The 20570-nt window shown below is 68.2% G+C and carries 21 protein-coding genes; 14 read left to right on the top strand and 7 right to left on the bottom strand.

Going from position 1 to position 20570, the window contains the following annotated elements:
- Positions 1-30: 30 nt before the first annotated feature.
- The gene (locus tag A4X17_RS07760) at positions 31-1068 is read right to left on the bottom strand and encodes a LacI family DNA-binding transcriptional regulator (RefSeq protein ID WP_064295089.1); all 1038 of its coding nucleotides are present in this window, start codon (positions 1066-1068) and stop codon (positions 31-33) included.
- Positions 1061-2644 (bottom strand): sugar ABC transporter ATP-binding protein, encoded by a 1584-nt coding sequence (locus A4X17_RS07755; RefSeq protein ID WP_064295088.1) that lies wholly within the window; start codon positions 2642-2644, stop codon positions 1061-1063. The genes A4X17_RS07760 and A4X17_RS07755 overlap by 8 nt, the downstream gene beginning before the upstream one ends.
- Before the next feature lie 267 nt (positions 2645-2911).
- On the opposite strand from A4X17_RS07755, the gene A4X17_RS07750 reads away from it, so the two are divergent.
- The 5 genes from A4X17_RS07750 to A4X17_RS07730 all read left to right on the top strand — a co-directional run bounded on the left by A4X17_RS07750 (position 2912) and on the right by A4X17_RS07730 (position 11401).
- Positions 2912-3910, top strand: coding sequence for an ABC transporter substrate-binding protein (locus A4X17_RS07750; RefSeq protein WP_064295087.1), 999 nt, complete (start codon positions 2912-2914; stop codon positions 3908-3910).
- A 117-nt stretch (positions 3911-4027) separates the two neighbouring features.
- Complete coding sequence (locus A4X17_RS07745) at positions 4028-5554, top strand: sugar ABC transporter ATP-binding protein (protein WP_064295086.1); 1527 nt, start codon at positions 4028-4030, stop codon at positions 5552-5554.
- Positions 5551-6675: an ABC transporter permease gene (locus A4X17_RS07740; RefSeq protein WP_139205435.1), complete on the top strand. Its 1125-nt coding sequence runs from the start codon at positions 5551-5553 to the stop codon at positions 6673-6675. Before A4X17_RS07745 ends, A4X17_RS07740 begins: the two co-directional genes overlap by 4 nt.
- Positions 6672-7715, top strand: a complete 1044-nt coding sequence (locus tag A4X17_RS07735) for an ABC transporter permease (protein WP_082916009.1) — start codon at positions 6672-6674, stop codon at positions 7713-7715. The genes A4X17_RS07740 and A4X17_RS07735 overlap by 4 nt, the downstream gene beginning before the upstream one ends.
- Before the next feature lie 74 nt (positions 7716-7789).
- Entirely contained in the window at positions 7790-11401 is a 3612-nt protein-coding gene (locus A4X17_RS07730; RefSeq protein ID WP_064295085.1) for a family 43 glycosylhydrolase, read from the top strand.
- Positions 11402-11491: 90 nt separating this feature from the next.
- On the opposite strand, the gene A4X17_RS07725 is transcribed toward A4X17_RS07730, so the two are convergent.
- Positions 11492-12424, bottom strand: a complete 933-nt coding sequence (locus A4X17_RS07725) for an NADP-dependent oxidoreductase (protein ID WP_064295102.1) — start codon at positions 12422-12424, stop codon at positions 11492-11494.
- A gap of 91 nt (positions 12425-12515) precedes the next feature.
- Here A4X17_RS07725 and A4X17_RS07720 point away from each other — a divergent pair, with 91 nt between their 5' ends.
- The gene (locus A4X17_RS07720) at positions 12516-13010 is read left to right on the top strand and encodes a MarR family winged helix-turn-helix transcriptional regulator (RefSeq protein ID WP_064295084.1); all 495 of its coding nucleotides are present in this window, start codon (positions 12516-12518) and stop codon (positions 13008-13010) included.
- Positions 13011-13022: 12 nt separating this feature from the next.
- Here A4X17_RS07720 and A4X17_RS07715 read toward each other — a convergent pair whose 3' ends face one another.
- Positions 13023-13376, bottom strand: a complete 354-nt coding sequence (locus A4X17_RS07715; protein WP_064295101.1) for a MerR family transcriptional regulator — start codon at positions 13374-13376, stop codon at positions 13023-13025.
- A gap of 212 nt (positions 13377-13588) precedes the next feature.
- Between A4X17_RS07715 and A4X17_RS07710 the strand changes: the two genes are divergently transcribed.
- Complete coding sequence (locus A4X17_RS07710) at positions 13589-15094, top strand: SulP family inorganic anion transporter (RefSeq protein ID WP_064295083.1); 1506 nt, start codon at positions 13589-13591, stop codon at positions 15092-15094.
- 30 nt (positions 15095-15124) lie between these two features.
- On the opposite strand, the gene A4X17_RS07705 is transcribed toward A4X17_RS07710, so the two are convergent.
- Positions 15125-15703, bottom strand: a complete 579-nt coding sequence (locus A4X17_RS07705) for a TerD family protein (protein ID WP_064295082.1) — start codon at positions 15701-15703, stop codon at positions 15125-15127.
- Between the two features lie 114 nt (positions 15704-15817).
- Complete coding sequence (locus tag A4X17_RS07700) at positions 15818-16201, bottom strand: ANTAR domain-containing protein (RefSeq protein ID WP_082916008.1); 384 nt, start codon at positions 16199-16201, stop codon at positions 15818-15820.
- 60 nt (positions 16202-16261) lie between these two features.
- Between A4X17_RS07700 and A4X17_RS07695 the strand changes: the two genes are divergently transcribed.
- From A4X17_RS07695 to A4X17_RS07675, 7 genes are all read left to right on the top strand, one after another.
- Positions 16262-17209: an acyl-CoA desaturase gene (locus tag A4X17_RS07695; RefSeq protein ID WP_064295081.1), complete on the top strand. Its 948-nt coding sequence runs from the start codon at positions 16262-16264 to the stop codon at positions 17207-17209.
- Between the two features lie 47 nt (positions 17210-17256).
- Positions 17257-17412, top strand: a complete 156-nt coding sequence (locus A4X17_RS19445) for a hypothetical protein (RefSeq protein WP_175484395.1) — start codon at positions 17257-17259, stop codon at positions 17410-17412.
- A gap of 45 nt (positions 17413-17457) precedes the next feature.
- On the top strand, positions 17458-18177 hold the full coding sequence (locus A4X17_RS07690) for a tyrosine-protein phosphatase (RefSeq protein ID WP_064295080.1): 720 nt from the start codon (positions 17458-17460) through the stop codon (positions 18175-18177).
- Positions 18178-18212: 35 nt separating this feature from the next.
- Positions 18213-18812 carry a hypothetical protein gene (locus A4X17_RS07685; protein ID WP_064295079.1) on the top strand — a complete coding sequence of 200 codons (600 nt, stop codon included), beginning with the start codon at positions 18213-18215 and terminating at the stop codon, positions 18810-18812.
- A gap of 247 nt (positions 18813-19059) precedes the next feature.
- Entirely contained in the window at positions 19060-19227 is a 168-nt protein-coding gene (locus tag A4X17_RS19440; protein WP_197479036.1) for a hypothetical protein, read from the top strand.
- A gap of 59 nt (positions 19228-19286) precedes the next feature.
- Positions 19287-19589 (top strand): hypothetical protein, encoded by a 303-nt coding sequence (locus A4X17_RS07680; protein ID WP_064295078.1) that lies wholly within the window; start codon positions 19287-19289, stop codon positions 19587-19589.
- Positions 19589-19930, top strand: a complete 342-nt coding sequence (locus tag A4X17_RS07675) for a hypothetical protein (protein WP_231884324.1) — start codon at positions 19589-19591, stop codon at positions 19928-19930. Before A4X17_RS07680 ends, A4X17_RS07675 begins: the two co-directional genes overlap by 1 nt.
- Positions 19931-19982: 52 nt before the next feature.
- Here the strand turns inward: A4X17_RS07675 and A4X17_RS07670 are convergent, their stop codons facing one another.
- Positions 19983-20525 (bottom strand): GNAT family N-acetyltransferase, encoded by a 543-nt coding sequence (locus A4X17_RS07670; RefSeq protein WP_064295077.1) that lies wholly within the window; start codon positions 20523-20525, stop codon positions 19983-19985.
- Positions 20526-20570: the final 45 nt, after the last annotated feature.

Genomic DNA, 20570 nt, shown 5'->3' with positions numbered 1-20570 from the left:
GGCCGGGTGGGGCTCAGTGACCGGAGACGCTCAGGGGACGTCGACGCTGCGCCTCGCCAAGCGCTCGGCGTTCGCCGTCGCCGTGGAGTCGCGCAGGATCAGCTCCGGTACCGAGGGCGGCACCGCTCCCGGGGGTTCTCCATTGACGTGGTCGAGCAGGGTCGCGAGCAGGGCTCGGCCGACCCGTTCGAAGTCCTGCCGCACGGTGGTGAGCGGTGGCGACAGGTGCTCCGCCTCGGGGATGTCGTCGAACCCCACGACGCTGAAGTCGAGCGGGACCCGGAGGCCGCGCTCCGTGAGGGCGTGCATGAGGCCGAGCGCCATCTGGTCGTTGGCGGCGAACACCGCGGTGACCTCGTCGTCCAGCTGACGCCCGAGGGAGTATCCGGACGTCGGCGTCCAGTCGCCGGTCCCGACGACCTGCGCGACGAGACCCGCTGAAGCGAGTTCGTCCCGCCAGCCACGCTCACGCTCGCGGGCGTCGATCGCGTCCGGTGGTCCGCCGAGGTGCCCGATGCGCCGGTGGCCGAGCGCGATGAGGTGGGCGGTCGCCGCACGCGCGCCGGCGTATTGGTCGACGCCGACGGTCACCATGCCCGCGCGTGGCGTGGCGTGCAGGGCCACGAGCGGCACGCTGAGTTCCATCCCCGCCACGATGTCGGTGACCCCCTCGCGCGCGCTGATGACGGCGATGCCCTCGACGTTCTGGCGCAGGAACCCCTCGACCGCTGCGCGCGCCGAACCCGGGTCGCTGTCCACCATGTTCGCGGTGAAGACCGACCACCGTGCGTCGCGGGCCGCGGCGTTGAAGTGCAGGACCGAGGACGAGGGCCCGAACTCGGTGCCGCCGGTGGCGATGAGGCCGATGGTCCGGGATCGCTTCGTGACGAGCGTGCGCGCGGCGGGGGAGGGGACGTAGCGCAGCTGCTTGATCGCTTCATCGACCCGCGCCTTCGTCGCCGGGCGCACGTTCGGGAGGTCGTTGAGCACCCGTGACACGGTCTGGTGCGAGACCCCCGCGAGCCGCGCGACGTCGAAGATCGTCGCATGACGGGACGGCTCAGCCACGCGGTCCCCTCTCGTCGTCGGCGGTCGTGCTCGGTTCCGGCGGGGCCTCGTCCGGCCCCTCCGAGATCGCGGCCAGCAGCTTCGAGACGGTGAGGTCGTAGTTCGGGAGGTCGGCGACCTTCCGTCGGTCGCGCAGCACGGCGATCCGGTGGCTGATGCGCAGGACCTCCTCGAGTTCGGCTGAGATGAACACGACCGACAGACCGTTCTCGGCGAGCCGGGTCACGAGCTTCTGGATCTCGGCCTTGGCGCCGATGTCGATGCCTCGGGTCGGTTCATCGAGCACGAGCAACCGAGGAGCGAGCGCGAGCCACCTCGCCAAGAGTACCTTCTGCTGGTTCCCTCCTGAGAGCTCCTTCATGAGCGCATCGGGATTCGCCGGCTTGATGCCCATCGCCTGGATGTAGCTCTCGGCCAGTTCGTTCTGCCGACGCAGCGGGATCCGTCTGAACCACCCGAGGTCCGCCTGGAGGGCCAGCGCGATGTTGTCGCGCAGGCTGAGGTCGCCGATGATCCCCTCGGTGCGACGGTTCTCCGACGCGTAGACGATCCGTTGTTTGAGGGCGCGGCGCGGGGATCCGAGGCGGGTGGCCCTCCCGGCCACCTCCACCGAGCCGGTGTCGGCCCGGTCGACGCCGGTCAGGAGTCTGGCGAGCTCCGTCCGTCCTGAGCCGAGCAGTCCGGCGATGCCGACGATCTCGCCCTCGTAGACCTTCAGGTCGATCGGTTCGATCGCACCCTGGCGCCCGAGCCCGATCGCCGAGACGAACGGGTCCTCACCGTCGAGGGCGTCGCCCTCATCGGAGGTGTCGAGCCCGCGTCGGATCTCGTCGAAGGTCGCGAGCTCTCTACCGATCATCTTGTGGACGAGGTCGATCCGGAGCAGTTCGTGCGGGAGGTATTCGCCGACGAGTCGGCCTTCGCGCAACACCGTGAGGCGGTCGGAGATCTCGTAGACCTGGTCGAGGAAGTGCGAGATGAACAGGATCGCGACGCCCTCGGCTTTGAGGATCGAGATGACCCGGAAGAGTTCGGTGACCTCGTCGTTGTCGAGGCTCGAGGTCGGTTCGTCGAGGACGAGCACCTTGGTGCGCACGGCGATCGCCCGGACGATCGCGACGAGCTGCTGGATCGCCGGCGGATGGGCGGAGAGCTGCGAGGCCGGGTCGATGTCGAGTCCGACGACGGCGAGCAGCTCTCGTGCGCGCTCACGCATGCGCCTCCCCGAGATCCCTCCCCAGGCATGACGTGGTTCGCGGCCCAGGAGGATGTTCTCGGCGACGGTCAGGTTGGGGAGGAGGTTGACCTCCTGGTAGACGGTGCTGATCCCGTGCGCCTGGGCGTCGGCGACGCTCGAGAACGAGACCTCGCGTCCTTCGAGGAGGATGCTTCCGCTGTCGATCCGATGGACCCCGGTCAGCGACTTGATCAGGGTCGACTTCCCCGCTCCGTTCTCGCCCATGAGGGAGTGGACCTCGCCGGGGAACAGTCGGAGGTCGACGTCGTCGAGCGCTTTGACGCCGGGGAAGCTCACGGACACACCGCGCAACTGCACGAGTGGCGTGGGCGAGGTCATCTGCAGCTCTCCGTCGAGGTGATCGCGGCCGGGTGTCCGCTGATCACCCGACTCTAGCGCGCGCGACGGCACCGCCGGGAGGCCGCTCCGCAGGAATTGTGAGGGCTCACATTGCCTGTTGACAACCCTTCCCAGCCGTGGCTAATGTTCAGCACAACGCAGATGTGATCGCTAACAATCACCGACCACCTGCGTCACCGCAGCACCACGCACGTCACATTCACGCCGCACCCATCGTCGGGACCGCGGGTCTCAAAGAGGAGAACAATGTTCAAGACAACACGTGTCCGCGCACTCGCGGGCCTCGCCCTGGTCGGCGCTCTCGCGTTCAGCGCGACCGCCTGCTCGAGCAGTTCCGGAAGCTCCGACGGCGACGCCGGTTCGGACGGCGAACTCACCACCATCGGCTTCGTGGCCGTCGGCCCCGAGGGCGGATGGCGCACTGCGAACGAGAAGAACATCCAGGACTCGTTCTCGAAGGAGAACGGCTTCGACCTCAAGTACGCACCGGCGACGAACGGCGACCAGAACTCGCAGATCACCGCCTTCACCTCGTTCATCGACGAGGGCGTCGACGCCATCCTGCTCTCCGCCACGGAGGCGACCGGCTGGGAGAGCGTCCTGGAGCGCGCGAAGGAGGCCGAGATCCCCGTGGTCCTGCTCGACCGCGGCATCGAGCCGAACGACACCGAGCTCTACACGAGCCGCATCGCCCCCGACAACGTCGGCATCAGCGCCTCGGCCGCCGAGTGGGCGAACGGTCAGTTCCCCGACGGCGCCAAGTACGTCGTCCTCGAAGGCCCTCCCGGCCTCTCCGTCGTCAACGACCGCAACAAGGGCTGGGACGACACCATCGACCCGAACTTCACCAAGCTCGAGTCGCAGTCGGCCAACTGGTCCACCGAAGAGGCGAAGAGCGTCTTCGAGACCATCCTCAAGGCGAACAACAACGACGTCCAGCTCGTCTTCGCACAGAACGACGAGATGGGCCTCGGCGCCGCACTCGCCGTCGAGGAGGCCGGCCTGAAGCCCGGAACCGACGTCAAGATCATCACGATCGACGGCACCAAGGCGGCGCTCGAAGCACTCGCCGCCGGACGCCTGAGCTTCGTCGCCGAGTACAACCCGCTGTTCGGTGAGACCGCGATCGACATCGTCAAGAAGGCACTCGCCGGCGACAAGGTCGAATCGGACATCGTGGTGCCGAGCGTCACGTTCGACTCCCCGGACGCCGCGACGGCGGCACTGCCCGAACGCGCCTACTGATCCGACCCGGTCGCCCGGCAGCCACCCCCTCGCTGCCGGGCGACCGCCCACCCGCTTCCCGGGGACCAGACTCCCCGGCGACGACGCCGGATCGACCGGCAGAACGACCAGGCAGACATGGCAATCACCGAGCCGATCGTCGAGATGCAGCACATCTCCATCGAGTTCCCGGGCGTCAAAGCCCTGCAAGACGTGGACTTCCGTCTCTTCCCCGGCGAGGTCCACACGCTCATGGGCGAGAACGGCGCCGGCAAGTCGACGCTCATCAAGGCGCTCACCGGGGTGTACAAGATCGACTCCGGCACGATCCTGGTCGCCGGAGGCCCCCGCTCGTTCTCCGGAACGGCGGACGCGCAGAGCGCCGGCATCTCGACCGTCTATCAAGAGGTGAACCTCTGCGACAACCTCACCGTCGGCGAGAACGTGATGCTCGGCCACGAGGTCCGCGGTCCCTTCGGCATCAACTGGCGCCGCACCCACGAAGCCGCACACGAAGCGCTCGTCGGGCTCGGCCTCGGGCACATCGACCCCAAGCAGCCGCTCTCGAGCATCTCGCTCGCCCTGCAACAACTCGTCGCGATCAGCCGGGCCATGGTCACGAAGTCGAAGGTGCTCATCCTCGACGAGCCGACCTCCAGCCTCGACGCCAACGAGGTGGAGGGCCTCTTCCAGGTCATGCGCCGGCTACGCGACCAGGGCGTCGCGATCCTCTTCGTCTCCCACTTCCTCGACCAGGTCTACGCGATCAGCGACCGACTCACGGTGCTCCGCAACGGCGAGTTCGTCGGGGAGTACCGCACCGCGGACCTCAACCGCACCGAGCTCATCTCCAAGATGATCGGCAAGGATTACGGCGCGCTCGCCGCCCTGGGTTCCAACCGCGGCCGGACCGCCACAGCCGACACCCCGGCGTTCTACAGCGCCAAGGACCTCGGGCGGAAGGGTTCCATCGACCCCGTCGACATCGAGGTCCACGCCGGCGAGGTCGTCGGTCTCGCGGGGCTCCTCGGGTCGGGCCGCACCGAGCTCGGTCGGCTCATCTACGGTGCAGACCGTCCCGACTCCGGCACGGTCACGATCGACGGCGCGACCGCCGAGGTCCACACGCCCATGGCCGGCCTGTCGAAGCAGATCGCCTTCTCCACGGAGAACCGACGTGACGAAGGCATCATCGGCGACCTGACCGTACGGGAGAACCTCATCCTCGCCGTCCAGGCCCGCAGGGGCTGGGCGCGTCCGCTGTCCCGCCGCGAGCAGAACGAGCTCTGCGACAAGTACCTGCTCGAACTCAACGTCCGGCCCTCCGACCCGGAACGACCCATCAAGAACCTCTCCGGCGGCAACCAGCAGAAGGTGCTCCTCGGCCGATGGTTGGCGACGAAGCCCCAGCTCATCGTGCTCGACGAGCCGACCCGTGGCATCGACGTCGGCGCCAAGGCCGAGATCCAGGAGGCGATCGCCGCGCTCGCCGAGGACGGGATGTCCGTCGTGTTCATCTCCTCCGAGCTCGAGGAGGTCGTGCGGTTGAGTGAGCGGATCGTCGTACTGAAGGACCACCGTAAGATCGGCGAGATCGTCAACGGACCCGAGGTCACCGCAGACACCATCGTCGACCTGATCGCCACCGAAGGGAGCGCCACGTGAGCGCCACCAGTCAGGGGCCGGCCCGTTCCGGTTCCTCCGCACGCGGCGGCCAGGGCTCGGCCCGCGGCGTCGTCAGCACCATCGTCCACCAGCCCTACATCTGGGCGATCGTGACCCTGCTGCTCCTGCTCGTCATCAACCTCGTCAAGGACCCCGGCTACCTCGGCGTCTCCGTCAACGGCACGACCGGCAACCTGTCGGGCAACCCGATCGACATCCTGCGAGCGAGCGCCCCGATCATGATGATCGCGGTCGGAATGACGCTCGTGATCGCCACCCGCGGCATCGACCTCTCGGTCGGTTCCGTCATGGCCGTCTCCGGCGCCGTGTCGATGGAGTTCATGAGCAACCAGAGCGGCGGCGACGCGGGTTCGGCCATCGTCGCAGCGCTGCTCGCGCTCGCCGTGAGCGCCTTCCTCGGCACGGTCAACGGGGTGCTCGTCTCGATCGTCGGCCTGCAGCCGTTCATCACCACGCTGATCACGATGCTCGCCGGTCGAGGCCTCGCGAAGGTCATCACCTCGGGGCAGAACACCTCCGCCACGAACGAGCCCTTCCGCTGGCTCGCGAACGGCACCGTGTTCGGATTCCCCGTCGTCTTCATCATCGCCGGTGTCATCGTCGCGATCGTCGCGTTCCTCGTCCGGCGCACCGCGCTCGGCCTGATGATCGAGTCCATCGGCATCAACCCGCGCGCCGCCCGGATGGCGGGTATCCGCCCCATCGGCATCCTCATCGCCGTCTACATCGTGAGCGCCGTCCTCGCGGGTGTCGCCGGGATCTTCAGCACCGCCAGCGTCATGACGGTCGAGGTGGCGAAGACCGGGTTGAACGCGGAGATGGACGCCATCCTCGCGGTCGTCATCGGCGGCACTTCGCTCGCCGGCGGCAAGTTCTCGCTCACCGGCAGCGTGATCGGCGCGCTCCTCATCGCGACCCTCGACAAGACGATCGTGTTCCTCTCCATCCCCTCCTCGGCGACGCCGGCGTTCAAGGCCGTCGTGATCGTGATCATCTGCCTCCTCCAGTCACAGCGCGTGAGAGCCCTGTTCGCCCGGCGGAAGTCCCGGACGACGCCCACGGCGTCGGTCCCCACGCGAAAGGAAACGGTGTCAGCATGAGCACCCTCACCGACCGACCGACGCCCGACGCTCCGGTGCTCCCACGGCGCTCGCTGCTGTCCCGGCTGACGCCCAACCTCGAGACCCTGCCCACCCTGGCGGCCGTCGTCATCTTCATCGGCATGGTCGTCTACGGCGAGATCGCCTACGGACGCATCGTCCAGGCCAGCACGATCTCGAACCTGCTCATCAACAACGCGTACCTGATCATCCTCGCCGTCGGACTCACCTTCGTGATCCTCACGGGCGGCGTGGACCTCTCCGTCGGTGCGATCATCGCCATCAGCAGTCTGATCGGGGTGATGCTCGCGAACTCGGGCTGGAACCCGATCGCGGTCATGGTGATCATGATCCTGATCGGCTCCGCGTTCGGCGTGTTCTCGGGCGTGCTCGTGCAGTACTTCAACGTGCAACCGTTCATCGCCACCCTCGCGATGATGTTCCTCGGGCGCGGTCTCGCCTCGATGCTCAGCACCACGCCGGAGCGTCTCGCCGACGACTCGCCGATCCGTTCGCTCTCCACCGAGTGGAAGGTGATCGACGGCCCGAAGATCAACGACCTCATCACCACCCCGAACGTCCTGATCGCCCTGCTCGTCGTCGCCGCGGCGTTCGTGGTGCTCCACAAGACCCGCCTCGGCCGGACCGTCTACGCGATCGGCGGCTCGGAGCAGTCTGCGCTCCTCATGGGGCTGCCCGTCGTCCGCACGAAGCTCATGGTCTACGTGATCAGTGGCACGTTGGCCGGTCTCGCGGCCGTCATCTACACCTCGAAGCTCGGCATCGCTCAGAACATCACGGGCGTCGGCTGGGAGCTCGACGCCATCGCAGCGGTCATCATCGGCGGCACGCTCCTGACCGGAGGCGCAGGCTTCGTCCTCGGCTCCGTCGTCGGCGCGCTCGTCCTCGGCCTCATGAACGTGCTCATCACCCGCGACGGCAGCATCCCGCCGGAGGCGACCACCATCATCACCGGCGGCATCCTGCTCGTCTTCGTCCTCCTCCAGCGACTCGTGGTCTCGCGCAAACGCAAGACCTGACGCCTGCACACCCCCACCGCACCACCCGTTCCATCCCGCTCGACAACGACGCCGAACCAGGAGAACCAACCCCCATGAGACAACTGCGCCTCAAAACGGTCGTCGCGACCTCCATCGCGGCCCTGATCCTGCCGCTCGTCGGTGCCTCCGGCGCCGCCGCAGCGGTGTCGCCGGGGACCGCCCCGACAGCGACCTCCCAGTCCAACTTCCGAGCCGCCCCCACGGCGCAGGAGGACCTGGACGCCGCCGCGGCGGCGCTCTCGATCGCGAACGTCGACGACGTGCGCGGGAATCTGACCCTGCCGGGAGCACCCGAGGGGATCGACATCGCCTGGGCGTCATCGGACCCCGCCGTGATCGCCACCGACGGTGTCGTGACACGGCCCGCCACGGACACCACCGTCACCCTGACCGCCACGCTCAGTCAGGGCGAGGCGACCGCGACGCGCGAGTTCACCGCGACCGTCCGCGCCGCGATCGCGACCCCCGACTACGAGGGCTACGCCTTCGCCTACTTCACCGGCAACTCGCTCGCCGGCGAGAACATCTACTTCGCCGCCAGCGAGGGCAACAACGCGCTCGACTGGAACGAACTCAACGCCGGACGCCCGGTCCTCACCTCGGACGAGGGTACGAAGGGGCTGCGCGACCCGTTCCTCATCCGCTCTCCCGAGGGCGACACCTTCTACCTCATCGCCACCGACCTCTCGATCGGCAGCGGCACGTCCTGGGGAGACTCCGTCCGCACGGGCAGCCACTACCTCGAGGTGTGGGAGTCCCACGACCTCGTGACCTGGTCCGATCAGCGGCACATCGAGGTCGCACCGGAGAACGCGGGCAACACCTGGGCACCCGAGGCGTACTACGACGACACCATCGGCGCGTACGTGGTTTTCTGGGCTTCGTCGCTCTACGGCGCCGACGACCCGGACCACACCGGGAACAGCTACCACCGCATGATGTACGCGACCACCCGCGACTTCACGACGTTCAGCGAGCCGCAGGTCTGGCAGGACCAGGGCGTCTCGCGGATCGACTCCACGGTGATCAAGTCGAGCGACACCTACTACCGCTTCACCAAGGACGAGGGTGCCGGTGGCACCGGGTGCGCCGACATCATCCAGGAGTCCTCGACGGACCTGCGGGCCACGCTCGAGTCCTGGACGGTGCTCGACACCTGCATCGGTCGCGACGCCGGCACCAGCGCGGTCGAAGGGCCGACGGCGTTCGCCGCCAACCCGGGCGACGTCAACGGTGACAAGTTCTACCTCTTCGTCGACGAGTACGGCGGACGCGGCTACATCCCGCTCGAGACCGAGGACATCGCGAACCCGGACTGGCAGGTCGCGAAGGACTACGACCTGCCCGCGAGCCCGCGCCACGGCACGGTGCTCCCGGTCACGGCCGCAGAGCTGCAACTGCTCGAGGACAGCCTCGGCGGAGCACCCGAGCCGGTGCCCGCGAACGAGGACGGTGAGATCGTCCGCTACGACTTCGCCGGCTCCGCAGGCTCGACGCTCAGCGACGTGTCCGGCAACGGCCTCGACGCGACGGTCGAAGGCGGTGCGACCTTCTCCGACGGTGCGCTGCAGCTCGACGGTGGCGACGACTACGTCAAGCTGCCCGACGACCTGCTCGCCGGGGTGACCGACGTCACGGTGGAGGCGGAGGTCTGGATCGACCCGACGCAGGCCAACCCTTACTTCATCTACGGGCTCGGCAACACCACCGGTGGCGCCGGCGACGGCTACCTGTTCAGCACCGGCAACGCGTACCGGACGAGTCTCGCGACCGGCAACTGGAGCACGGAGCAGACGGTGTCGCAGGGCAAGGACCTGACGCGCGGTCGCTGGGCGAAGCTGACGTACACGTTGCAGGGCACCACGGCCACGATCTACCTCGACGGCATCGCCGTCGGCACCGGGACCGTGACGGCGGATCCGGGCGACATCGGCGGCGGGTGGACGAGCGCCAACTACCTGGGCCGTTCGAACTACGACGCCGACAACCGGCTGAAGGGCGCGTTCCGCGAGTTCGCGATCTACAACCGCGCCCTCTCGGCGGACGAGGTGCTCGCCGGCTCCGGGAACACCGCGGCACTGACCGACATCGGCCTCGAGGAGGACGTGTTGAAGACCGCCCCGATCGTCGACGACGACCGCCACGAGGTCGTCTTCCCGGTTCAGCCCGGAACGGACCGCACCGCCTTGAGCCCGACCTTCACGACCGCGGCCGGTGTCACGGCTAGCCCCGCCTCGGGGACCGCCGTCGACCTCAGCAGCCCCGTGACCGTGACGTTGACGCCGACCTCGGGTGAGGCCGTGACGTGGACGATGCGGGCGGTCGAGATGAAGAGCCCGGTCATCCCCGGTCTCTACGCCGACCCGAACGTCTTCGTCTGGGGCGACACCTATTACATCTACGCGACCACCGACGGCTTCGCCGGTTGGGGTGGCAAGGAGTTCTTCGTCTGGTCGTCGAAAAACCTCGTCGACTGGGAGCGTTCGGCGGAGCCGATCCTCACGCTCGACGGCGCGAACGGGAACGTGCCGTGGGCGACCGGCAACGCCTGGGCGCCGACGATCGGCGAGAAGGACGGCAAGTTCTTCTTCTACTTCAGCGGACACAACCCCTCGGTCGACCGGAAGACCATCGGCGTCGCCGTCGCGGACAGTCCGGCCGGTCCGTTCACGGCTCAGCCGAACGCGATGATCCTCAACGACGAAGCGGTGACCTCGGGACAGGCGATCGACCCGGCCACGTTCACCGACCCGGAGACGGGGAAGAGCTACCTGTTCTGGGGCAACGGTTCGCCGGTGTACGCGGAGCTGTCCGACGACATGCTGTCGATCAAGGCCGACACGCTCAAGCGCATCGACGGCCTGACCGACTTCCGCGAAGGTGCCTTCGTCAACTACCGGGACGGGATCTACCACCTGACGTACTCGATCGACGACACCGGTTCGGAGAACTATCGGGTCGGGTACGCGACGGCGACGAGTGTGGACGGCCCGTGGACGTACCGCGGTGTGATCCTGCAGAAGAAACCCGAACTCGGCATCCTCGCCACCGGTCACAGCTCGATCCTCAACGTGCCGGGCACCGACGACTGGTACATCGTCTACCACCGGTTCGCCATCCCGGGTGGTGACGGCCAGCACCGCGAGACGACGATCGACCGACTGACGTTCGACCCGGAGACGGGCCTCATGAACCCGGTCGTCCCGACCCTCGAGAGCGTCGGCCCGCAGCGGATCGCGGTTCCCGGTGCCGAGGGCACGCTGACGATCGACCAGCCGTCAGTGCGGGTGGGTGAGTCGTTCTCGGTGTCCGGGTCCGGCTTCGCCGCGGGGGAGCAGGTGCGGTTCACCCTGTTCTCCACCCCGACCGACCTCGGGACCGTCGTCGCGGACGCTTCGGGTGCGTTCGTGGCGACGCTCACGGTGCCCGCTTCCGTGGTGCCGGGTGCACACACGCTGCAGGCGCTGGGTGCGGACTCGGGGATCACGGCCGAGGCGGCGCTGACCGTCCTGGCAGCGGATGCCGCGGCTCCGGGCGCCGCGGGCTCCGGTCCTGGTGCGCTCTCGACCACCGGTGTCTCGGTCGTCGGATTCGTCGGCCTGGCCGGGCTGCTCCTCGCCGCCGGTGCGTGGCTGGTCGTCCGTCGCCGACGCGTCGCGTCGTAGCCCGCGCCCGCCAGCACCGATCCCGTCCGGGGTGACCATCGTCACCTCGGGCGGGATCGCCGCCTGTCCGGTCGCGACGAACCGGGCTGATCATGCCGGCAGGACGATGACCTTGCCGGCGATCCGGCCGGCAGCGGCTTCGGCGTGGAGCGCGGGCAGTTCGGCGAGCGGGATCCGTCGCGTCACCTCGACCGTCAGCGATCCCTCGTCGACGAGCGACACGAGGGTCGACAGGCGGTCGCGGTTCGGCAGCACGAAGACCGTCGCCGCGCGGACCTGCCGTGCCTCGTCCCCGGGCGTCGGCATCCACGCGGTGGTGCTCACTACCGCACCGCCGTCGTGGACGAGCCCGACGAGCGCCTCGAACTGCTCGGGGTCGATCGGCGCGAGGTTGAGGAGGACGTCGACGGGTGCCGACACCGCACCGAGGAGGTCGGACGCCGTGTGGTCCACGACCTCGTCCGCTCCGGCGGCCCGCACCGCCGCCTCACTCCGCGGGCTGGCCGTCGCGATGACGTGCACCCCGGCGCGCTTGGCGAGTCGGATCGCGTACTTGCCGACGACCCCGCCGGCGCCGACGATCAGGACGCGCTGACCCGACTCGAGACCGCCGTCGTCGAACAGCGCCTGCCAGGCGGTCAGGGCGACCGAGGGGAGGGCGGCGGCGTCCGCGAGCGGGATGGTCGTCGGTGCTGCGACGACGGCCTCCGCCGGTGCGACGACGTACTCGGCCGCACCGCCGTCGAGCTCCATCGGGAGGAAGCCGATGACCGCGTCGCCGACGGAGAGTCCCTCGACGCCCGCACCGAGCGCGTCGATCGTGCCCGACACGTCGTACCCGGGGACGTGGGGGAGCTGGACCGGGATCGGCAGGAACCCGGCCCGCATGCCGTTGTCGGCCGCGTTGAACGCCGACGCTGCGACGCGGACGCGTACCTGTCCGACGGCCGGAGTCGGCTGCTCGATGTCGCCGTAGTGGAGGACCTCGGGTCCGCCGACCTCGTGGAACTGGACTGCCTGCATGATGCTCTCCTTCGTCAAGTGCTTCGAATTTGAAGCAACTGGCATGACGATAACACTGCTTCGAACTCGAAGCAACACCTAGAATGGACGCATGACCGAAACGCCCGTATCCCTCACTCCGACCGAACTCGGCGCCTACTTCGCGTTCACCGAGGTGAGCAGCCTCCTGCGTCCGGCGGTCGAGCAGCAGCTCCGCGAGGCGGGGGAGTTGAGCTACGTCCAGTTCCAGTTGCTGGCGCGCCTCGGTGATGCGCCGGACGGTCACCTGCGCATGACGGATCTCGCGGATGGCGTGGTCTACAGCCGTAGTGGGCTCACCTACCAGGCGCAGTTGCTCGACCAGCGGGGACTCATCACCCGCTCGCCGTCACCGGACGACGAACGCAGCACGGTCGTGGCGATCACGACGGCCGGCCGGGACGTGCTCGCCACGGTGTTCCCCGGCCACATCCAGGCCGTCAGGGACCTGCTCTTCGCGCCGCTCGACGACGACGACGTCAGCGAGCTCGCCCGCATCCTCGGGCGGGTCAGCGAGCGCCTCCGGGCGGCTCCGCCACGCTCGGCGGGTCGCCGTCGGAAGGCGTGATCGCAGCTGTCGTCAGCGGCGGGCTTCGAGGAGTGACACGAACTCGTCCGCCATCGCGAGTTGTTGCTGCAGCTTGGTGCGACGCTCGGCCGCGTCGGTGATGAAGCCGTCGAGGATCGCGCGGGTGTCGTCGTCGGGTGCGGTGTCCATGGCGTCGATCACCCGGAGGAGCTCTGCCATCTCCTCGAGGGAGAAGCCGAGTGGTTTCATGCGCCGGATGAGGATGAGGCGGTCGTAGTCGTCCTGCGTGTACAAGCGGAAGCCGCCCTCGGTGCGCGCTGAGGCCGAGACCAGACCGACGTCGTCGTAGTGCCGCAGCGTGCGGAGCGAGAGTCCGGTGCGCTCGGCCAGTTCGCCGATGTGCATGGTGGTCGGTTCGCTCGTCACGGTCGCCTCACTTCAAATCAACCCTTACGTTAGGGTAGAGTTATCGATGGCGGCCGATCGGGCCGCATCTCCCCACCATTCTCCCGCGCGTGACGTCCCCGCGCGGTCGGTGGCGTGCGCACCGCAGCGCCGGACCCAGACATTCCCATCCGGTCCTCGCGCTGAGGACCCCGACTCCGACAGGAGCACTCATGGCCAACGGCCCCGAAACCGCCACACCGGACGCCACCGTCCTCTCCGCACTCCGCAGCCCCCGCATCCTCACCAGGGAGGTGCTGGCGGGCCTCGTCGTCGCCATGGCGCTCATCCCGGAGGCGATCTCCTTCTCGATCATCGCGGGCGTCGACCCGCAGGTCGGACTGTTCTCCTCGTTCGTCATGGCCGTGGCGATCGCCTTCCTCGGCGGCCGCCCGGCGATGATCACGGCGGCCACGGGAGCGATCGCCCTGGTCATCGCCCCGGTCGCCCGCGAACACGGCCTCGACTACTTCATCGCCACGGTCATCCTCGGCGGTGTCTTCCAGGTGATCCTCGGTCTCCTCGGCGTCGCGAAGCTCATGCGCTTCATCCCGCGGAGCGTCATGGTCGGGTTCGTCAACGCGCTGGCGATCCTGATCTTCACCGCCCAGCTGCCGAACCTCATCGGCGTGCCGTGGCTCGTGTACCCGCTCGTCGCGGTCGGCATCGTGGTCATGGTCGTCATGCCCCGCCTCACGAGTGTCGTGCCGGCGCCGCTCGTCGCGATCGTGCTCATCACCGCGGCGACGGTGGCCACCGGACTGAACGTGCCGACCGTCGGCGACCAGGGCGAACTGCCGCGCAGCCTGCCGACCCTGTTCATCCCGAACGTGCCGTTCACGCTGGAGACGTTCGCGATCATCGCGCCGTACGCGGCCGCGATGGCGTTGGTCGGGCTCCTCGAGTCGCTCATGACGGCCAAGCTCGTCGACGATGTCACCGACACCCCGTCGGGCAAGACCCGCGAGTCGCTGGGCCAGGGGATCGCGAACGTGCTCTCGGGGTTCTTCGGTGGCATGGGTGGCTGCGCGATGATCGGCCAGACCATGATCAACGTGAAGGCCTCGGGCGCGCGGACGCGGATCTCGACCTTCCTCGCCGGGGTGTTCCTGCTGGTCCTGGTCGTCGCGCTGGGCGACGTGGTCGCGCTGATCCCCATGGCCGCGCTCGTCGCGGTGATGATCATGGTGTCCGTCGCCACCTTCGACTGGCACAGTGTCAACCCGAGGACCCTCCGCGCCATGCCCCTCGGTGAGACGGTCGTCATGGTGGCCACGGTCGTCGTGGTGGTCCTGACGCACAACCTCGCGATCGGTGTCGTCATCGGTGTGATCGCCGCGATGGTCGTGTTCGCAAGGCGGGTCGCCCACCTCGCCACCGTCGAACGCACGGTCGACCTGTCCGCAGCGACGCCCACCGCCCGGTACACCGTGACCGGAGAGCTGTTCTTCGCGTCCAGCAACGACCTCACGACGCAGTTCGCCTACGCCGACGACCCGGAGCGGATCGTCATCGACCTCTCGCGGTCGCACGTCTGGGACGCGTCGACCGTCGCCGCCCTCGACGCGATCACCACGAAGTACGAGCGTCGCGGGAAGCGGGTCGTCATCGAGGGGATGAACGACGCGAGCACGCGGATCCACGCCCGGCTGGCCGGCAAGCTGACCGGCGGTCACTGACCGCCGGTCGCGTCGGCTCCTGCGTCCGGCTCAGTCGAGCGGGACGCCGAAGTCGCCCGCGATGCCGGCCAGGCCGGTGGTGTAGCCCTGGCCGACGGCACGGAACTTCCACTCCGAGTTGTACCGGTAGATCTCGGCGAACAGCATCGCCGTCTCCTGGGAGGCGTCCTCGGTGAGGTCGTAGCGGACGATCTCCTGCTGATCCTGGTCCATGACCCGGCAGAAGGCGTCGCGGACCTGGCCGAAGTTCTGGCGGCGGTTGTCGGCGTCGTGGATCGAGACCGCGATGACGATGCGCGAGACGTCGGGCTCCACAGCGCGGAGGTCGATCGTGATCTGCTCGTCGTCGCCGTCACCCTCGCCGGTGCGGTTGTCGCCCTGGTGCACGACCGAGCCGTCGGGCGTCGACATCTGGTTGTAGAAGATGAAGTCCGCAGGGGTTCGGATCTTGCCGTTCTCGGCGACGAGGATGGCGGAGGCGTCGAGGTCGAACGCGACGCCGACGGTGGTGCGCGGGTCCCACCCGAGACCGACCGTGGCGATGGTCAGCCCTGGGCTGGTCTTCGTGAGCGAGAGGTTGTTGCCTTTGGAGAGGCTGAGGCCTGCCATGGGTGTGTTCCTTCGAGAGTGCTCGGTGATGTTCGAACCTCCATCCTGCCCTGTTCCGGCTGAGTTTGGAGTGGGTTGTGGAGGATCCGCCAGCCCCCACGGCCGCAGCGGTGATCAGTCGCCGTCCGCCTTGGTGGAGTCGGCCGCTGTGACTTCGTCGAGTGGCAGCTCCTCGCGGGCGACCGCTGCGGCGACGTCACCGAGCCGCCGCTGGCGGGTGCGTGCGTACTGCCGGATCATCCCGAAGGCCGTGTCCATGTCGACACCCGCCGCCCGCGCCAGATACCCCTTCGCCTGCTCGATGGCGACCCGGCTGTCGAGCGCGCGCTGGAGTTGCTCGGTGGCGAGCGTCGCGTTCTCGATCGTCCGCTGCTGCAGGAGGCTGATCGTCGCGACATCGGCCAGCGCCTGGGCGGCGCGGGCGTCGGCGCCGTTGAGGGCGCCCTCGGTCTCGCGGAACAGGTTCAGAGACCCGACGATCGTGTCGCGGAGCCGCATGGGGATCGCGTGGACGCCCGCGTATCCGCGTTCCTGTGACGCTTCCGCGAACCTCGGCCAGTGCTCGCGCAGCTCGTCAGGGTCACCTTCGCGTTCCTCGGTGACTCCTGGCTGCAGCTGTTGGTCGCGGCCGCTCTGGGCGTGCTGTTCACGCAGTTCGCCTTCCTGTCGCACGAGGCCGCGCATCGGCAGGTGTTCGAGTCCCGTGCCTGGAACGACCGGGCGGGCCGATTCCTCGGCACCTTCCTGGTGGGGTTGAGCTACTCGTGGTGGATGAACAAGCACACGCGCCATCACGGCAATCCGAACACCGTGGGGAAGGACCCCGACATCGAGCCCGACACGATCCGCTTCCTGCCGGAGGACGTCGACACGGTGCGGAACCGGGCGGCGAGGATCTTCTACCGTCACCAGGGTTGGTTGTTCTTCCCCCTCCTCACCCTCGAAGGCCTCAACCTGCACTGGCTCGCGATCCGCTCCGTCGTCAGCGGTGTCGGGACGCGGGCCGGCGTGCGCGACCGGGTGGTCGAGGGCGTGATGCTCGTCGCACGCTTCGGGATCATCCTCACGGTCGTGTTCTGGTTCCTGCCGTTCGGCATGGCGTGCGCGTTCCTCGGTGTGCAGCTCGCGGTGTTCGGCGTCATGATGGGTGCCTCCTTCGCCCCGAACCACAAGGGGATGCCGACGATCGCCAATGACGCGAACGTCGACTTCTTCTCCCGGCAGGTCCTGACGTCGCGGAACGTGGCCGGCGGATGGTGGGTGTCGTTCCTCATGGGCGGCCTGAACTACCAGGTCGAGCACCACCTGTTCCCCTCGATGCCGCGCCCCGCGCTCAAAGAGGCTCGACGGCTGGTCCGCGACCACTGCGCCGCACTCGACGTCCCGTACGCCGAGACCACGCTGCTGCGCTCGTACGGGATCGTCATCCGCTACCTCAACCGCGTCGGTCTCGGAGCTCGCGATCCGTTCGCGTGCCCGCTCGTCGCCGAGCTCCGCATACACTGAGCCACCTCACCGACCACCATCACTCCACGGAATCAGGAACCCAAGCCATGCAGATCATCATCGTGCTCCTCGTCATCTGGGCGATCCTCTCCATCGTCGGCTTCGCGCTGAAGGGTCTGCTGTGGCTCGGGATCATCGGCATCGTCCTCTTCCTCGGCACGATCGTCTTCGGTGCCATCCGACGCGCCGCCAGCAAGCGCTAGCTCGCAGTCGGAAGCCGCCCGGACGGTTCGGGTACGCTCTGCCGGATGCGGAATCTGGACTGGGACGGCCTGCGCAACCTCAGGGATCTCGGCGGTCTGCCGACCCCGCTGTCGTCCACCGGCCTGACGGCGCGCGGGCGGATCGCGCGGGGTCCCCGACGCGAGCTGCTCACCGCTGCAGGGTGGGACGTAGCGATGCGATGGGGGCTGCGGTCCGTGGTCGATCTCCGCAGCGCTGATGAGACCGGAGCGCGCGAAACCGACCCGGGTGTCCGTCCTCCAGCCGAGCTGGTGATCACGCTCGCGCCGACCGAGGATCAGACCGATCCGGAGTTCCGCGCGGTGTGCCTGCCGATCCTCGACTCCCCGGAGTACTGGCCGCACAATGTGCGTATCCTGCCGGAGCTCGTCCGCGGTGCGCTCGAAGCGGTCGCATCGTCCGAACCCGGGATCCTGGTGCACTGCGCAGCCGGCAGGGACCGCACCGGCATGATCAGCGCGCTGCTGCTCGCCAACGTCGGCGTCCCCGATGAGGCCATCGTCGACGACTACGCGGCATCGGTGCGTGCCATGGCCGGAACGGCGCCCCACGGCGGCCCGACCCACGACCGCCAGGCGTCGTGGACGTCGGAGCAGGCCGACGCCTTCCTCGACGACGTGACGCCGCACGTGCGAGCCTTCGTCGCCGACGCGGACGGGGTCTTCGAAACACTCGGCGTCGACGAGACGGCCCGAGGGGAATTGCGTCTGCTGTTGCTCCCGTGACGGCCGATGCCCGGCTCATCGCGGGAGAATGAGCCATGCAGACGCGCTCAAAGATCCTGAAGCGGCTCGGTCTCGCCCAGCAGACCTCCACGATCGTGAAGCTGAACCGGGTGTCCGCCCCGGACGAGACGCTCGATGGGTTCGTCGTCGCCATCGGTCACAAGTGGGTGCTCGTCGCACCGATAGCCGCAGGTGGTTTCTTCGACGGCTACACGGTCATCCGCGTCCGTGAGATCGCCCGCGTCCGGTTCGATCGATCGTTCCAACGCCGTTTCTCCGAAACTCGACCCGAGTGGCCCGTGAACCCTCCGCCAGGTCGGCCGACGCCCGATCTGGACTCGACCCGCGGCATGTTGCGGTCGTTCCTCACGGAGGGAGTTCTCTGCGCCCTCGAACGCCGGAACAAACCCGACCTTCTGTGGGTCGGTGTGCCCGACGAACTGAGACGTCGCTGGTTGTATCTGCTCGAGGTTCGACCTGATGCGACGTGGCACGCCGGCCCACTGGGCTATCGACTCCGGACCATCACCCTCGTCCGCATGGGTGACCAGTACTTGCGAGCGCTGGCCGCCGTGGCTGGGCCCGCGCCCGTCGAAGCCGGCTCGTCCTGGTGGTCTCCTCCCGAGCAGGGGTGACCGGGCCGGACGAGCGTGAGCGGACAGTCCTCATGAGGGCGATTCCCGGTCCGCGCCCAGGCACGCGCGCTGGCCCGCCTTACGGCTCGTCGTCCCAGGGGATCGGCGTCGTCGTGCCCGACTGCGCCTGCGTCGGCTCCTCCTGCCCAGACCGCCGACGGGCACAGAGGCGGTCCTGCTATGGTGCTGCCCGATTATCATCCGATCGCGCCAGCTACCTCACCACCGGAACAGGAACCCCATACCCGTGCAGAAGTTCGCCGTCGTCATCGTCGTCCTCCTCGTCCTTTGGGCGGTCCTCTCTATCGTCGGGTTCGTGCTGAAGGGGCTGTTCTGGCTCGGGATCATCGGCCTCGTCCTCATCGTCGGGACAATCCCGTTCGGAGCCGTCCAGCGTGCTGGGAGCAAGCGCTAGCCCACAGATGTCCTCAAAGTCGTACGACTTTCAGGACGAGAAGTTGGTACACTTGCGCCATGTCGATCTCTTCCGCGATGCCAATCCAGCCGGTGCTGCCCACGTCTGAAGCGCGTACCGAGTTGCCGAACGCGTTGCGCAGGTTCCGCTCCGAGGGTGTGATGGCGCAGCCCATGGTGTTCGGCGGTCACCGTCGTGCCGAGGGCGTCGTCATCCCGTTTGAGCTCTACACGGAGTTGCTGCCTGTGATCGAAGACATCGAGATCGCACACTTGGTGCGCGAGCGCGCTGCCGGCGGTGGGTCGGGGTCCCTGGCTGATGTCGCTCTCGGTCTCGGCCTCAATCCTGACGACTACCGCTGATGGCGGCGTCCCTCAAGCTGACCGCTCTTCTCCCGGGCTTTCAGCAAGACATCGACGCGCTCCCGGACCTCGCCACGAAGAAGATGGCGCTGGACATGCTCGTCCTCATCCGGGACGGGAAGATCGCGGGCGTGAAGCTCGACTCGCGGGTCGGCACCGGGGACCTGGATGACTGTCGCAAGCTCTACTTCGACCCGGACGGATCCGGAAAGCCGAGGTACCGACTCGTCTACCGCTACACGCCGGACGAGATCCACGCCGTCGCCATCGAGGCTGTCGCCGTCGGGCGGCGTGCGAACCTCGACGCCTATCAGCGGGCCATCGTCAATCTCGGCCGGTGAGGGCCGAGCCGCCGTGCCGGAGAACCGGTATCGGCCTTTGGGAGACGACTCCTTACGGCTCGTCGTCCCAGGGGACCGGCGTCGTCGTGCCCGACTGCACGTCGCTCCGGAGGATCGCGTAGGCGACCGATGCGAGTGGCTGTCCGCCGGCCACTGGCCAGCCCTCGCGGTAGTGGGCCTCCTTCACCCAGCCGGCCCGACGGAAGGCGCGACGCATGGCGACGTTGTCCTCGCGGGTCTGCCCCTCGAGCTTGCGAACGGTCGGGAAGCGGTCGAACACCTCCCTGACGATGACCGGCAGGATCGCCGTTCCGATCCCGCGCCCTCGTGCGTCTTCGGCGAGCCGCAGGTCGATCAACGCCGTGTCGTCCTCGAGGTCCTCGAGGGTGACGATTCCCACCATCTCGCCGTCCGCGAGTACCCAACACCCGAAGGCACCGGGCCCGTCGACGATGCCTGAGGTCAGGCGTTTGTGCGCCTCCTCCGCGGTCGGTCGCGGCTGCATGTGGAACGGGAACTCGTGTGCGCTCAGGAACTCGACGAACGCGTCGTCGTCCCGTGGGCGTTCGACGGGTCGGAGGGTCAACGCTGGCATACCTTCAGTATCGCAACACGGCGCATCATCGCAGGGCACGCCGGC

Source organism: Plantibacter sp. H53 (genome assembly GCF_001650455.1).
In the GTDB taxonomy this organism is placed as follows: domain Bacteria; phylum Actinomycetota; class Actinomycetes; order Actinomycetales; family Microbacteriaceae; genus Plantibacter; species Plantibacter flavus_A.
This window is presented reverse-complemented; position numbering and strand designations above follow the sequence as displayed.